The organism is Pseudomonas sp. MYb541 (assembly GCF_037479595.1).
In the GTDB taxonomy this organism is placed as follows: domain Bacteria; phylum Pseudomonadota; class Gammaproteobacteria; order Pseudomonadales; family Pseudomonadaceae; genus Aquipseudomonas; species Aquipseudomonas canadensis.
The window spans coordinates 1-14,525 of the sequence record NZ_JBBGYS010000041.1 but is presented as its reverse complement, the minus strand read 5'-3'; the positions used below and the strand labels follow the sequence as shown (position 1 = coordinate 14,525).

Annotated in this window: 9 protein-coding genes and 1 pseudogene; 4 read left to right on the top strand and 6 right to left on the bottom strand. The window is 57.5% G+C overall.

From position 1 onward, the window contains the following. Window positions 1-303: 303 nt before the first annotated feature. The 5 genes and pseudogenes from WH299_RS22745 to tssI all read right to left on the bottom strand — a co-directional run. A complete protein-coding gene (locus WH299_RS22745; RefSeq protein ID WP_339551361.1) occupies window positions 304-1,461 on the bottom strand; it encodes a hypothetical protein in 1,158 nt (385 codons plus the stop codon). Between the two features lie 18 nt (window positions 1,462-1,479). Further along, the gene (locus tag WH299_RS22740; RefSeq protein ID WP_339551359.1) at window positions 1,480-2,637 is read right to left on the bottom strand and encodes a hypothetical protein; all 1,158 of its coding nucleotides are present in this window, start codon (window positions 2,635-2,637) and stop codon (window positions 1,480-1,482) included. Further along, window positions 2,630-6,310: a toxin VasX gene (locus WH299_RS22735; protein WP_339551358.1), complete on the bottom strand. Its 3,681-nt coding sequence runs from the start codon at window positions 6,308-6,310 to the stop codon at window positions 2,630-2,632. Before WH299_RS22735 ends, WH299_RS22740 begins: the two co-directional genes overlap by 8 nt. Beyond that, window positions 6,307-7,143: a DUF4123 domain-containing protein gene (locus WH299_RS22730; protein WP_339551357.1), complete on the bottom strand. Its 837-nt coding sequence runs from the start codon at window positions 7,141-7,143 to the stop codon at window positions 6,307-6,309. Before WH299_RS22730 ends, WH299_RS22735 begins: the two co-directional genes overlap by 4 nt. Before the next feature lie 55 nt (window positions 7,144-7,198). After that, window positions 7,199-8,506 (bottom strand): annotated as a pseudogene (tssI, locus tag WH299_RS22725) (type VI secretion system tip protein TssI/VgrG); the annotation flags it as partial. A 159-nt stretch (window positions 8,507-8,665) separates the two neighbouring features. On the opposite strand from tssI, the gene WH299_RS22720 reads away from it, so the two are divergent. The 3 genes from WH299_RS22720 (at window position 8,666) to WH299_RS22710 (ending at window position 11,324) form a co-directional block, all read left to right on the top strand. Next, window positions 8,666-9,436, top strand: coding sequence for an APH(3') family aminoglycoside O-phosphotransferase (locus WH299_RS22720; RefSeq protein ID WP_339551355.1), 771 nt, complete (start codon window positions 8,666-8,668; stop codon window positions 9,434-9,436). 62 nt (window positions 9,437-9,498) lie between these two features. Beyond that, a complete protein-coding gene (locus WH299_RS22715) occupies window positions 9,499-10,746 on the top strand; it encodes an alpha/beta hydrolase family protein (RefSeq protein WP_339551353.1) in 1,248 nt (415 codons plus the stop codon). Next, window positions 10,653-11,324 (top strand): TetR/AcrR family transcriptional regulator, encoded by a 672-nt coding sequence (locus tag WH299_RS22710; RefSeq protein ID WP_068933995.1) that lies wholly within the window; start codon window positions 10,653-10,655, stop codon window positions 11,322-11,324. The genes WH299_RS22715 and WH299_RS22710 overlap by 94 nt, the downstream gene beginning before the upstream one ends. On the opposite strand, the gene WH299_RS22705 is transcribed toward WH299_RS22710, so the two are convergent. Beyond that, the gene (locus WH299_RS22705; RefSeq protein ID WP_339551351.1) at window positions 11,321-13,357 is read right to left on the bottom strand and encodes an NADH:flavin oxidoreductase; all 2,037 of its coding nucleotides are present in this window, start codon (window positions 13,355-13,357) and stop codon (window positions 11,321-11,323) included. The genes WH299_RS22710 and WH299_RS22705 overlap by 4 nt on opposite strands. 156 nt (window positions 13,358-13,513) lie before the next feature. Between WH299_RS22705 and WH299_RS22700 the strand changes: the two genes are divergently transcribed. Then, a complete protein-coding gene (locus tag WH299_RS22700; RefSeq protein ID WP_123474142.1) occupies window positions 13,514-14,407 on the top strand; it encodes a glycine betaine ABC transporter substrate-binding protein in 894 nt (297 codons plus the stop codon). Window positions 14,408-14,525 lie beyond the last annotated feature (118 nt).

Sequence of the window (14,525 nt, the reverse complement as noted above, 5' to 3'; positions counted from 1 at the left end):
CATACTTCCGCTTGGCGGTAGGAAGGCGTGAGTCCTGTCAATGCTTCAGCAGGGACTTGCACGGAACCATCTGCTTCATCTCGCCCAAGAAAAGCTAGCGGAGGGTCTGCTTGCGCTTGTCTAGGCCTTGGCATCACCAAATGTCAGCTGCATGCTCGGCTCTCAACAGGAACGGCCATTGTTCCAGATCTTGCCGGGCAGAGCCCGGCACTACTTCAAGGAATTGCTCAGAGCTTCCTTAGCCGACGTAGAGTCAGGTTGAGATATGTCAAGATTTGTGGGCATGCGGATCAAATTCCAGCGTCATTTGCGCGAACGCTTGGACTTGCGTTCAGGAGCACTCTGCACATCGTGTTCGCTTCGATACACTTCGGCAAAAATGTCCGTGATCGCGCGCAGCGGCCTGCGTTGTTTGAGCGCTTTGACCCGTTGACCCAGGCGAATCAACTCTTCACTTGGCGTTGCCCACTGCTCCTCTGGCATCGACGCCGACCAGGCTTGCATGGCTTCAGGCAATTTTTTGCGGCCGACCCTGGCGATGCGTTTCACTTCCCATTCGACGAGGCGGTTGGGCAATGTCCAGCACGTCATGACGTGGTAGAGGTACCAGAAAAAAGCGTACACCCAGCCGACTTCCTTTTCACGGATCCTGCGGTGCAGGCGTGCGCGGGCATTGCGGAAGGTGTGCATGCCCTCATGGGGCGGATCGTCGGGGCCTTGCAGGTCCATGGGGTCCTGGATGCTCTTGAGGTCATGGATCTCGTATTCCATGTAGGCGCGAACGGCCTCCCAATGGGCAATCGCCAGCTGCATGCCACCACACATGAACTCAACGCGGACCAGTTCACCTTCATGATGAAACCCCATGCCCATGCCGTACTGGCGGGTCACACCATACTGTGTCGCACCTTGTGCCTGCACGACCCAGGCGGAAAGTGATTCCCAGGGTACAAACAGTGGAACCTCCGCCCCTCTGGGCATGAAGCAGACTTCGCGGCGTTGGCGGTTGAAGCGGGTAGGAATGACTTTTGTGTATTTACTGTGGGCGTTGAGCCACACGGCGAGGCAGACGCCCAGGTTGCACAAATACGCCCAGAAGGCAGGTTCACAAGCAGCTAGAAAGACACCTTGCATCGCATCCCGAATATCATCCCAACCATAGCCGAAGCTTGCACCAAAAAGAGCAATAACAATCGGGGCACCCAAAAGCATGAAGAACGTAGTGGTAAAAGGAATACCCAATGTCATCTGCCATGAAAATACTTGGGGCTTACCGCCGCCAAAGTCCAGGTACGTGTCGTTCAGATCACTCACGTAAGGGCTGTAGGGCGATGCCTCGGTAGGCAGCGGTGGCGGTGCCAAGTACGTGGTGTAGCCAGAGGGAAACTGTTCGATGTCTCCCGCGCGGTGCACTTTCATTACCGCCGGATCGATAGGGGGGATATCAAGGGGTTTAGACATGCGCAACCAACTCCTGCGTCATTTGCGCGAGCGCTTGGATTTGCGTTCAGGAGCACTCTGCACATCCTGTTCGCTTCGATACACCTCGGCAAAAATCTCGGTGATCGCGCGCAGCGGCCTGCGTTGTTTGAGCGCTTTGACCCGTTGACCCAGGCGAATCAGCTCTTCACTTGGCGTTGCCCACTGATCCTCAGGGATCGACGCCGACCAGGCTTGCATGGCTTCAGGCAATTTTTTGCGGCCGACCCTGGCGATGCGTTTCACTTCCCATTCGACGAGGCGGTTGGGCAATGTCCAGCACGTCATGACGTGGTAGAGGTACCAGAAAAAAGCGTACACCCAGCCGACTTCCTTTTCACGGATCCTACGGTGCAGGCGTGCGCGGGCATTGCGGAAGGTGTGCATGCCCTCATGGGGCGGATCGTCGGGGCCTTGCAGGTCCATGGGGTCCTGGATGCTCTTGAGGTCATGGATCTCGTATTCCATGTAGGCGCGAACGGCCTCCCAATGGGCAATCGCCAGCTGCATGCCACCACACATGAACTCAACGCGGACCAGTTCACCTTCATGATGAAACCCCATGCCCATGCCGTACTGGCGGGTCACACCATACTGTGTCGCGCCTTGTGCCTGCACGACCCAGGCGGAAAGTGATTCCCAGGGTACAAACAGTGGAACCTCCGCCCCTCTGGGCATGAAGCAGACTTCGCGGCGTTGGCGGTTGAAGCGGGTGGGAATGACTTCTGTGTATTGGTTGTGGACATAGAGCCATACGAAGAGACCGATGCTCATGCCACACAAATACATCCAGATAACAGGTTCTCGAGCAGTAAGGAAAAGACCTTCACTGAGTTCCACGATTTCAGCCAATCCAAACCCACTGGCCGCAGCGATCAGTCCGACAATCAGGGGGATACCGAAGATCATCAAGAACGCAGTGGTAAAAGGACCACCCAATGTCATCTGCCATGAAAATACTTGAGGCTTGCCGCCACCAAAGTCCAGGTACGTGTCGTTCAGATCACTCACATAAGGGCTGTAGGGCGATGCCTCGGTAGGCAACGGTAGCGGTGCCAAGTACGTGGTGTAGCCAGAGGGAAACGGTTCGATGTCTCCCGCGCGGTGCACTTTCATTGCCGCCGGATCGATCGGGGGGATATCAAGGGGTTCAGACATGCGCAACCAACTCCAGCATCAGAGGCTCTACTGGCAGCAGCAGTGCGTGGGGGAGGGATGTGGCTCGATCAACCGAAGGGAAGGCGCCACTGCCCCTTGGGTCAAAACGAATGTAGTGGGTTTTTTGTTGCGGCAGCCCGCTGGAATCAGGGCTTTGAATGGCCACAACCAGCATCAACTCCTCACCGATTTTATTTTGAATTTGCTTGTCGGGCTTGGGGTACCCGACGCAGAGAATGATCTGATTGTCGTCCACGCGGCGTAGTCTGGCGTCGACGGCCTCGCTAAGAGGCTCCAAGCGTTCGCTGGACAGGAACCTGTCTACGCGAGTCTTATCAATGCGGTACGCGCCGATGTGCAACTGATGGCTGGGATTGGCTCCCAGCGGCGCCAGAAATGCGGCTGTATCCAGCCCGGGTAACAGCAAATGGATATCGCCGATGTTGGCTCTCAACAGGAGGTTTTTCCACCAGGCGTCGTATTCGACACGTCCGACCTGCACAGACGGTGCCTGTACTATCGCGATCAAGGCGTTTTGGTATTCAGCCAGACTCAGCGATTGGCGTTTACTCGCGTCTAGCCCCCACGGGGTACTTTGTAACCATTGGTCATAGGCACTGGTGTTGTAGTAGTTGTAAGCATAGTTGCCGCCAAACTCCAATGCCGTAAACAGTGCGCCGGCCAGGTTCGCGCGGAAAAAAACGCGTGATAGCCGGACACCGGAGGCGGCCCATGCAGTGGTTCTGGCAGCCCCTTGCTCGGCCGCAAGTACGGTAGACGTTGCGTAAAGCGTGTTACCCAGGCCATACATATTGCTTGCCAGCAAACCGCCTGAACCCACCATCGATAGAATCGCCCCGGCTTGAGCCTCGTCGTTGCCGCTGCGGACGGCTTGCTCCCAATTGCCTTGATGGCTTTTGAGGCTGAGACCGGCAGCGACCCCCCCGAATAAATAAGTCACCACTCCCAAACCGATGTGCAACTTTCCCATCTGAACCTGTACATGGGCGACTGCGTGATTCTGCAACCCTTTGGCCAACACTGAGCTGCGAGCGGTCAGTGCTGTATCGAATACACCTTGAGCGGCAGCGAAACCTGCGGTAGCAGTAGCAATTGCTGCGCTGAGAACAGGTAACAGCATGCGCTTGTTCTTGGTTTGACTTCTGGTGTCAGCCACCACTTGCCGCAGATTCAAAGCCTGTACAACAAACAACAACAACGCCGCCCCATCCCCCATCAGATTCAGTTTTGGTGCGGTCTTTGCTCCGTTCCTGAAGTTCCTCATCAACCCTGATATTTCTTGCTGGCTCGCCGGAGGAAATACAACCGTTATGCCCGCGCGTACGGGCGTTGCCCCGTACACCCGGACGCTGTTGTCGGGTAAGGCGCCAATAGGGCTGAGTGCACCGGCCAGGCGAGCTTCGGTGCGTGCCAACTGCTGGCGGGCGCTCTCTATTTCACCCTGTAGCCGTTGAGCTTCAGATGACCGGTGCCCTGCCGTCTGTTTTACCTTGTTGCGCTTGCGATTGAGTTTTTGCAGGTGTTCTTTTTCGTTGAACAAATCCTTGAGTGTTCTTTTAAGCGCGGTTTTCTCGTCATCCGTTGCGACGGTAAAGGTCACGCCCTCACGTTTTGCCGCATCCAGAATTCGGGTCGGTAGAGCCTTGGGTAAACGACGAAAGAGCTGATCAAGATCAGGCATCGGCTGTCCCTTGAGCACCTGATCAAAGTCAGCCAACACATTTTCAATGCCACGATTGAGCGCCGGGCTCATGGTCTGCTGTGCGGCGTCGGCGACCGCACGGGTGTCTTCCGGGAGCATGTCGAGGGCCGGCAAACGGGGACTCTCGATTTCCTGAAGCTTTTTCACAAGCTCGAGCGCGCTGTTGAACAGCGTCATACCAGCCGCCGGCGCGAATGCATACTGGGCCCAGACAGCCGTCTGTTCACTGTAGGGCAGGGCATAAAACATGGGGCGGCTGAACTGCGGTTCTTTTTCCAGGTACTGGAGAATCAGATTGCAGGCTTCATCACTTCGGCAAATATCCCTCAGGCAGGCGTATTCGGTCGCAAAGGCTTGGCCAACCTGTTTGGTATTCTGCGGGTCGTAGTACCAGGCACTTTTATGAAAACGCCCGGCGCACAGCATGGCTGTTCGATCAGCCGTAATATTGTCCAGTAGCGTGTTCCAACGCTTGAGTGATGGGCGGTGCTCGGACAGCGCGTCTTCCATCGCTTTACGGTCGATCAGCTCATTGATACCGCGTTGGCCCATCTTGGCGCCATTGAGGGCATCCTTGATTCGGCGGTCCTGCTCTTTACCGAGTTTAAGCAGGGCTTCGAAATGTTTCTCGACGAAGTCTTGTGGCGCTCCGTTGAAGTGTTCCCGCGTGTAATAGCGACGATCAATGTCTTCGATGCTCCGACTCAATGCCGTGTGGTCGGGTGCGGGCGAAAGGAAGCGCTCTATTTGCATCGCCTCGTCCTGTGCCTGCTGTTGCAATCGGGTAAGTTCTGGCGGTACAGGACTTCCTTGCGGCGGAGTGGGCAACCCGCCTTTGTTGAGGTACTCGACTAGGAGTTGGCGTGTTGTACCTTGTTCAGGTTCCTTCATTTTATCCAGGTCGCCGAGCATCAGTTTGATGGCCGGGTCATCACTGGCGTCAGCCAGTGCGCCGATATCCTTTCGGGTCAATAGAGTCAACGATTCGATATAGCAGGCAAGCAGATAGTCACGCTCGTTGGCACGGTCTTGCGATCCGCCTTTGGCCCATGTATCGATCCAATCGACCACTTGATCCTGATAGTTGGCAAGATCGCGAAGGACGCCAATATGATCCTCTACCACCAAATACAATACGTCTTGCCGGTACTCCTCCTCGATGCAACTGCTCAGAGGGCTCATCGACGATTCACGAAAGCGTTGCGGCATTTCCCACAAATAGGGGATACGTTCATGTTCGGGGTAGCTGTAGACCTGGACCTTGGGAGAGAGCGGAGTTTTTATTTCCGGCTGGCCTCGTTTGCGCCGTTCAAGGTTGTCAGCCTCATCCCGTGCTTTTGCCGCCGCCTCATCCTGTGCAATTTGCTCACTCTGAATGCGAGCGGTGGCGACCTCGGCTAACCAGCGTTCGGCCAAAGCAGGCGTCAATAAGCTGGGACCTCCTGTTTCACAATTGGCCTGCCCCAGATCGACTGCTTGCATGAAGTGCTTGCGTTCGGATTGGCTCTTGAGTACCTGACCACATTTTTTTGCGGTCCACTGTATTTCGGAATAGCTGACATAGAGCGTACTGCGTTTGGAATACGCCAAAACAGGTTTTTTGATGGGCTGTTCCCGACTATCATTTTGGACTTCTCTCCCTTGCCAGAGCATCGCGCTGACCACGCCATCAATGAGCCGATATTCCGATAGTTCACCATTTTGACTGTCGATCACATAGAGCCAACCATCGCGCAGCAGACGAATGCCAAGCGGGCGAGTACCGAGCTTGTACGGGACAGCGATCTCGCTCGACGGATCCAAAGCAGTGCCATCGACCAATCCATAGCGTAACGGCACCAATTGAATTTTGCCCTTCATCAGCGGGCAGGTGCCCGTGGAGCTCTTTGCATCATCGCGGCTGACGTTGACGTTGTTAGGGTTTTTTCCTGCAGGTGTCGAGGTGCTCATACCGGGTTCCTTTGCAGGCTTTCAGCCCTTTCCTTGGCGACATTGGCGATGTATTCGATGCGTTGGGTCGACGTCTTTTCTGATGAGGTCTCAAGCAGTGTGTTGAGATCGGGATGCTGCTCAAGCGCTTGCTCGCCGAGGAAGCCGTGAATATTGGCGTAGAGCGTTATATCGAGTTCGGTGTTGAACCCACGAGCGTAGGCGGTCGATGCAAGCGCATGCAGATGTTCCCAGCGCTGCAGTGGGGTCGCATGAGCCTGATAGTTTGGGAAGTATTCGTGCATGTGTCGGTCGAGGCGCATGACTACATTGCGAAAATTCACCTCATCTAAAAGGCTGAGTTGCTCATCGTTCAATCGATAGCGTTTGCCGTGATCGGTCTTCGGTGCATCGCCCGGGCGCTGGTTCAGGTGCCAGCAGCCGAGTGCGGCATCAGTGGTGACGATTTGTGTGCAAGGGCCGAACAAGGTTGGATCCTTGATGCTTTTGGCATGCACGAGCAGGGCGTGGGTGACGGCGGGATCGGCGATGCGTAACAACACTTCTTCGCCTTGCGGGTGCAATACGCTGGTGAGCCAACGCAAGTGCGTGACCATGTGATCCCACGAGTGGTCGCTGAATACCAGATAACCCCACTCCTTGCGGGAGGCGTTCAGGAACTGGGTCAGGACAGGATCGCTTTGCGTTTTTATCTGCACCAGGCATGGGGAAATATCGAGCAGTTCAGCCCAGCGAGTGCCGAGGTACAGAGGTTCGAACACAGGACTTTGCGCCCACTGGTACAGGTGCTGCGCAAGTTTTTCGACGCTCACGCCATCCAGCAGCAAACCCACCGTGCCATTCCACGGCAGGCCTTGAGGTAATCCATTTTCCAGCGGCCATTGGGCGTTAGGCATTGTTTTGCGCCTCCAGTTTGGCGGCTTCGCATATCGCACAAATAGGCTTCTTCTGCATCAACGCCTGCCGTTGCGCGGGCACCAACAATTGCCCGGCCTTGTCCGTATCCGCCTGTTTCAACTGCCCCGGCAACAACGGCGCAGCCCCCGTCCCACTTCCAGGACTCCCCCCTGAGTTCACATTGATCACCGGCCCACTCGTTGTCACGCCGCTGCCATCAATCTTTATAAAGCTCCCACCGGCCTTGAGCGTCAGCTCGCTGCCAGCTTCCAGCACCACCTTCAATCCACTGCTCAGATGAATCTCCTGGCCGGCTTCGATGAATTGCCCGATACCGATCTTGATGTGTTGGTTCACCGCCACCGTCAGGTGGTCATCCGCCCGAGCTTCCACTTTACGATCGGCGTAGACGGTATGGTGTTCCTCGGCCTTGAAGTCGCTGTAGGCGTTGGCTTCAACGGTGTCGTGGCGTTCATTACCAACACGGATTTTTTGGTCGTGTTCGATATTTTCATCCCAGTCGCGCTGGGCGTGCAGGAAGATTTGTTCCTGGCCTTTTCTGTCTTCGATGCGCAGTTCGTTGAACCCGCCGCCACCGGGCGTGCTCAGGGACTTGAAGGTGCTGCGCGTTTTGTTGGCCGGCAGTTCATAGGGAACGACGTTTTCTTTGTGGTACAGGCAGCCGCTGATCAAGGGTTGGTCGGGGTCGCCTTCAAGGAAGGTCACCAACACCTCCATGCCGATACGCGGGATGGCGATGCCACCGTAATGTGCGCCGGCCCAGGCGGAGGAGACGCGTAGCCAGCAGCTGGTTTTGTCGTCAGACAAACCTTCCCGATCCCACAAGAATTGCACTTTGACGCGACCGTATTGATCGCAGTGGATTTCTTCGCCTTTGGGGCCGGTGACTACAGCGCTTTGGGCGCCGAGGATGCGCGGTTTGGGGTGGTTCAGCGTTGGGCGATTTGGCACGTCCCAGGGGGTGGCGAGGAAGCGGTTGCGATAGCCCTGGTGAAAGTCGTCCTTGAGCGTGGTGGTGTCGCTGGTTACTGACTCTTCCAGCACGTGGGGCTGTTTGCCTTCGTGGAAGACTTCGGTGAGCAGCCATAGGTCGTTCCAGCGGGCTTTGGTGTGCTGGGTCAGGGGTAGGAAGTGGCCGCTGACCAACAGCGGTTGGTCGCTTTTGCCTTCAGCGAGCTGATAGTCGCTGCGATGGCGTTCGAGGGCGCGTTTGGCCAGGTGCTTGCCGCGTTCGCGGTCGATGAAGCGGCCTGGGTAATCGTAGTCTTCGAGGTCGGGTACGCTTTTCTTCAACCCCATCACTCACCACCTGGAGTCGGCCCATGAGCCGATACCTGAATTCCTGTCTTATCGATGCTGGTGAAGAATGTTGCCTCGCAAGGAAGGGGGGCTGGTAATGACGATGGCTGCTTTTGTTGATAAGAGAGTAAAGCGCTGATGAAATTTCCTTCCCAGTGGTCCCGGCAGTTCGATGGGGCGACGATCGAGCGCCAAATGGTTGGCGAATCCGGGGCCGAGGTTTTTCGCGTCCGCGGTGCCGATGCGCAGGACCTGTTCGTGAAGGCCGAGCCTATTGGCGTACACAGCGAGCTGCCGCAAGAGATTGAGCGACTGGGTTGGATGAACGGGCTGAACTTGCCTGGGCCGACAGTGCTTGATGCCACGACGGAAAGTGATCGGCATTGGTTGCTGATGACGGCTGTTCCCGGAAAGGATCTGTCCGATTGCGCCAGCGTGTCTCCATCCGAGATCATCAGCATCCTCGCAACGGCCTTGCGCGCGCTGCATCAGGTGCCTGTTGAGCTATGTCCCTTTGATCACTCGTTGGAGCAGCGCATAGCCATCGCCAGGAGCCGAATGCTTGCTGGCCTCGTTGACGAGGACGATTTTGACGATGATCGAACAGGCCGGACTGCCGCCGATGCCTTTGCAGAATTGTTGGAGTCACGTCCCAAGGTCCAAGATCTTGCGGTCACCCACGGCGATGCCTGCCTGCCCAACTTCATGATGGAAGGCAGCCGTTTTACCGGCTACATCGACTGCGGTCGGCTCGGTATCAGTGACATCTATCAGGATCTTGCGCTGGCCGCCCGAAGTATTGAGCGTAACTGTGGAGCCGCCTGGGTCGCTCCGTTTTTCAGGGCCTATGGCGTGGAGCCGGATCATCGACGCATAGCGTTCTACTGTTTGCTGGATGAGTTTTATTGACCGCATGAACAGCTGGGTCGCATGCCCCTGAGGCTCGGCCGATAGACAGGGTAGCGATCAGGATGCATAAGAAGTTTGTGATGTTTGTCGTTGCGGGAATCTGCGCAGTGCTGCTGGGCTTGACTGTTTTCATTCTGCAGAATCTGTCCGATATGGCGTTCAGCAATGCCCGGGTTTCGACGCTGACGTTTCGCTCAGGAGGGGCGCAGTTGGTTGGGACGCTGGCATTGCCTCCCGATGTGCAAGCGGGGCCCATCGTCCTGATCATTCATGGGGATGGGCCCATGGACCGTTTTGCGTCCGACGGCTATTTCCCGCTCATCAACAGTTTGCTCGACGCCGGAATAGGCGTTTTCACGTGGGACAAACAGGGGGTCGGGCAGAGCACGGGGAATTGGCTCAACCAGTCGATGTCGGATCGAGCCACGGAAGCCCTGGCTGCACTTGCCCTGGTGCGCGAGCAAAAGGGCGTTGTAGCCGATAAGGTCGGGTTTCTGGGTTTTTCCCAAGGCGGCTGGGTGATTCCACGCGCCGCCAGTGAAGGAGACCCCGGCTTTTCGGTGATTGTCGGCGCAGCCGTGAACTGGCGCCGACAAGGCATGTACTACACGCGGGTACGAATGGCAGATGAAGGGCGGACCCAGGATGAAATCGACGCAGCCGTGAAGGCCGAATATGCGAAGAACGACCGGGTTTTCGGCGCGTCGGATCAAACCTACAACCCTGACCTTTTTCCCCGCATGGACGCGGCCCATTTCAACTTCGTCCAGAAAAACTACAACGAAGATGTGACGGCGGCATTGAAGACCACGAGGGGGCCGGTATTGGCGATCTGGGGTGCGCTGGACTTGAACGTCGATACTGCCGAGGACTCGCGTCTCTACCGGGATCTATTTGCAGGCGTCAGGCAAAGACAAACGGTAGTGATCCCCGACGCCACTCACAGCTTGTTAAGGGCTAGCCTGTTCAATTATCAATTGGTAACGCAGTGGCCCGTATGGAAAGAGTATCTGTTCGCAGGGCTGGGGCGTCATGCTTATGCGCCCGGCTCCCTGGCATTGATCACCCGCTGGATCAAGTCTTCATCCGCAGCCGAGTTGAGTGGCGTTGAGCGCGGTGGCCAAGGGCGAAATGTACGTCGCTGTACACTCTCTGTGCGCTGTCCTGCTTGGGCGTGTAGAGTGACCGGCAATTCCCAGGTAAAGGTGACCCAAGGATGTCGCAACCCGCAAAACCGCGAGGCAAGAACCAGGACACAGGCTGGCGCGGCTCGGTCGATGTGTGGCTGGACGCCGCCTACGCGGCCCTGAAAGAGTCCGGTATCGACGCCGTGCGCGTGATGCCCCTGGCCAAGCAGCTTGGCTTGTCACGCACCAGTTTCTATTGGTTTTTCGAAGATCGGGAGCAACTGCTTGCTGCGTTGTTGACCCGATGGCGCGACAAGAACACCGGCAACCTGGTGCACCAGTGCGACCGCTATGCCGAGAGTATTTCCGAGGCTATTCTCAACGTCTTCGAGTGCTGGTTGAACCCGGAGCTGTTCGACTCACAATTCGAATTTGCCGTACGCAGTTGGGCGATGCAATCGGCGGAAGTCGCGGCAGAAATCGCGCAGGCTGATGACACCCGCATCAATGCCCTGACCGGGATGTTCCGACGTTTTGGCTACGATGAAGAGGCGGCTGATGTGCGTGCGCGGACCATCTACCTGACGCAGATCGGCTATATCTCGATGAACACCACCGAAGAGGTGGTGGTGCGGTTCCGGCGTATTCCCCAGTATGTCAGCGTGTTCACCGGCAAGGCCTTGAAGCGGCGCGAACTGGACCGCTTCTATGGGGCGTTTGGCTATGCCGAAACCACACCGGGGGTGTTTGAGCGTTTTTAAAGGTCCTTGACCAACCGCAACGCATCGTAGATCGCCGCATGGGTATTGCGTGCGGCCACTGCATCGCCGATCCGGAACAGTTGGAAGCAACCTTCAGGGTTGGTCACGATGTTCTGCGCGTTCCCTGCAATCAAATCCTGCTGCTCAACCGCGCCGCCATTACTGGAATGCTTGCGCAAGTCGAAGTACAGGTCATCCAGGGGAATCGTGCCATGGTTGACCACCACCTGGTCGACCACCCGTTGCTTGTGCACCGCGCCGTAGTCACTGCCAAAGCGGGCGAGCAAGCGACCGTCGCGTTTCTCCACCGACTCGACCCGATAGGTCACGGTAAAGGTCACATCCAGGTCCTGCAGGCTGCGCATGTAGGGCACCAGGTTCATGGCCATGACTTCAGGGGCGAACGCACGGTCCGGGGTGACGATTTCGACGCTGGCGCCACTTTGCGCAATCACCTCGGCGGCTTGCAGCGCTGCATGGTCGCCGGCATCGTCGAAGATCAACACATGGCGCCCCGGTTTGACGTCGCCGGAAATAATGTCCCAGGTCGACACCACCCATTCATTGCCCTGAGCCAGCACCTCTGTGTGCGGCATGCCGCCGGTAGCGACGATCACCACGTCCGGCTCATGGGCCAGCACCGTCTCGGCCTCGGCCCAGGTGTTGAAGTGGAATTTCACGCCAAGGCGTTCGCACTGGGCCATGCGCCAATCGATGATGCCGATCATCTCGCGACGCCGCTCACTCAGGGCGGTCAGGCGGATTTGCCCGCCGGGCCGGTCCGCCGCTTCCAGTACTGTCACATCATGCCCGCGCTCGCCGGCAACCCTGGCCGCTTCCAGCCCGGCCGGGCCCGTGCCGATGATCAGCACTTTGCGCTTCACCGCTGCCTTGGGGATGTCATGGGGCATGCTGGTTTCACGGCCGGTGGCCGCGTTGTGGATACAGTAGGCGGCGCCGCCCTGGTAGATCCGGTCTAGGCAGTAGTTGGCGCCGACGCAGGGGCGGATGTCTTCTTCACGGCGCTCGATGATCTTGCGAACGATATGCGGGTCGGTCATATGGGCGCGGGTCATACCGACCATGTCCACCTTGCCCGACGCAATGGCGTAGCGCGCGGTGGCGACGTCCGGGATTTTCGCCGCATGGAAGGTGGGGAAGCCGGTGGACGCACGGATTTCGCCGGCAAAATCCAGGTGCGGCGAGTTGCGCATGCCCTGGATCGGAATCACGTCGGTCAGCCCTGCGTCGGTATCGATATGCCCACGTACCACGTTGAGAAAGTCCACCAGCCCACTGTCCTTGAGCATGTGCGAAACCTGCAGGCCTTCGCTGGCGGTGAATCCACCGGGCACGGTTTCGTCGCCGGTGTAGCGCACGCCTAGCAGGAATTCTTCACCGACGCGCTGGCGAATGCCGCGCAGGACGTCGAAGGTAAAGCGCATGCGGTTTTCCAACGAACCACCGTAAGGGCTGTCCAGTTCGTTGGTCAGCGGTGACCAGAACTGGTCCATCAAATGGCCGTAGGCTTGCAGTTCCAGGCCATCCAACCCGGCGGCTTTCATGCGCTCGGCGGCGTCGACGTAGTCCTTGATGATCCGCTCGATGTCCCAGTCTTCCATCTTCTTCGGGAAGGAGCGGTGTGACGCTTCACGACGGTGTGACGGCGAGACCACCGGCAGCCAGTCGGCCTTGTCCCAGCGTGTGCGCCGGCCCAGGTGCGTCAGCTGGATCATCACCGCCGCGCCGTGTTCGTGGCACTCATCGGTCAGGTCTTTCAACCAGCCGACCACTTCATCTTTGTACGCCAGCACATTATTGAACACCGGCGGGCTGTCCCGCGATACGGCGGCGGAGCCTGCAGTCATGGTCAAGGCCACGCCGGCCTTGGCGCGTTCGACGTGGTAGGCGCGGTACAACGCCTGCGGCATGCCGTCCACCGGATAGGCCGGTTCGTGGGCCGTAGTCATGATCCGATTGCGCAGGGTCAGGTGCTTGATTTTGTAGGGCTGCAGCAGGGGATCGCTGGACATTACTCTGTGCTCCGTAGTGGGCATCATCAGGCTCGGCGATCTGAAATTAGGATAAATGTACATGTGTGTCAATAATGCTCTACATGCATGTACATTTTTATTGCGATGCGCTGAAGTCGTCGCTAAGATCGGCGTCATCCCTTAGGAGGACGTCTGATGAATGCTCATGTGCACTGTCGGAAAAAAGCCTGTGCCTACCTGTTCGGCCTTGCGCTGGGCGCCAGTGCGGCGGTGACCCACGCAGAGGAGAAACCACCGGTCCGCATCGGTTGGGTGAACTGGTCCGACACGGAAATCACCGTCAAGCTCGCCAGTACGGCCTTGCAGGAACACCTCAAGCAACCGGTCAAGCTGGTGATGGCCGACATCGGCATCCAGTTCCAGGCGCTGGCCAACGGCAATATCGACCTGATCCCGATGGTCTGGCTGCCCAGCACTCACAAGGCGTTCTACGACAAGTACAAAGACCGGCTTGAAGACCTTGGCGTGCTGTATGAAGGGCGAATCGGCATGGCTGTACCCACTTCGGTGCCGGTCGCGGAAGTCTCCAGCGTGGAAGACCTGAACAAACCCGGGATCCGCGAGAAGTTCGACGGCAAGATCTTTACCTCCGAAGTCGGCAACGGCCAGTACAAGCTCACCGTCAAGGCGATTGAGGATTACAAGCTGACGGGCTACAAACTGGTGGGGTCTTCGGAAAGCGGCATGCTCAACGAGCTGGACCGCAATCTCAAGCGTGACAAGTGGTCATTGGTCAACGCCTGGAGCCCGCACTGGATGTTCTCCAAATGGTCGCTGCGTTATCTGGATGATCCCAAGCAGGTTTTCGGCGGCGCGGAGCAGATCCACGCCATGGCCCGTAAAGGCTTCAGCCAGGAACACCCCGAGGTGGCGTACTTCTTTGCGCATTTCTCGATCCCTCAGGCCGACCTCGAAGCGCTGATGATGCAGGCGCGGGAGAGTACGGCAGACAAGGCGGTGGCGGCGTATTACGCGGCGAACAAGGTGCGTTTTGAGGGGATGTTCAATCCGGGATTGGTTGCCCGGTAGGCATAGCCTTCTGCTCAAGGTTTCCGAGCGATTGTGGTGAGCGGGCTTATTGTGGTGGGGGGGGGGGGCCCCCCCCCCCCCAAAAAAAAAAAAAAAAAAAAAACCCCCCCCGCCGCGC

Excerpts from the sequence above, each read along its gene's own strand:
- WH299_RS22745 (WP_339551361.1), bottom strand. The coding sequence starts at position 1,461 with ATGTCTAAACCCCTTGATATCCCCCCTATCGATCCGGCGGTAATGAAA.
- WH299_RS22740 (WP_339551359.1), bottom strand. The coding sequence starts at position 2,637 with ATGTCTGAACCCCTTGATATCCCCCCGATCGATCCGGCGGCAATGAAA.
- WH299_RS22735 (WP_339551358.1), bottom strand. The coding sequence starts at position 6,310 with ATGAGCACCTCGACACCTGCAGGAAAAAACCCTAACAACGTCAACGTC.
- WH299_RS22720 (WP_339551355.1), top strand. The coding sequence starts at position 8,666 with ATGAAATTTCCTTCCCAGTGGTCCCGGCAGTTCGATGGGGCGACGATC.
- WH299_RS22715 (WP_339551353.1), top strand. The coding sequence starts at position 9,499 with ATGCATAAGAAGTTTGTGATGTTTGTCGTTGCGGGAATCTGCGCAGTG.
- WH299_RS22710 (WP_068933995.1), top strand. The coding sequence starts at position 10,653 with ATGTCGCAACCCGCAAAACCGCGAGGCAAGAACCAGGACACAGGCTGG.
- WH299_RS22705 (WP_339551351.1), bottom strand. The coding sequence starts at position 13,357 with ATGTCCAGCGATCCCCTGCTGCAGCCCTACAAAATCAAGCACCTGACC.
- WH299_RS22700 (WP_123474142.1), top strand. The coding sequence starts at position 13,514 with ATGAATGCTCATGTGCACTGTCGGAAAAAAGCCTGTGCCTACCTGTTC.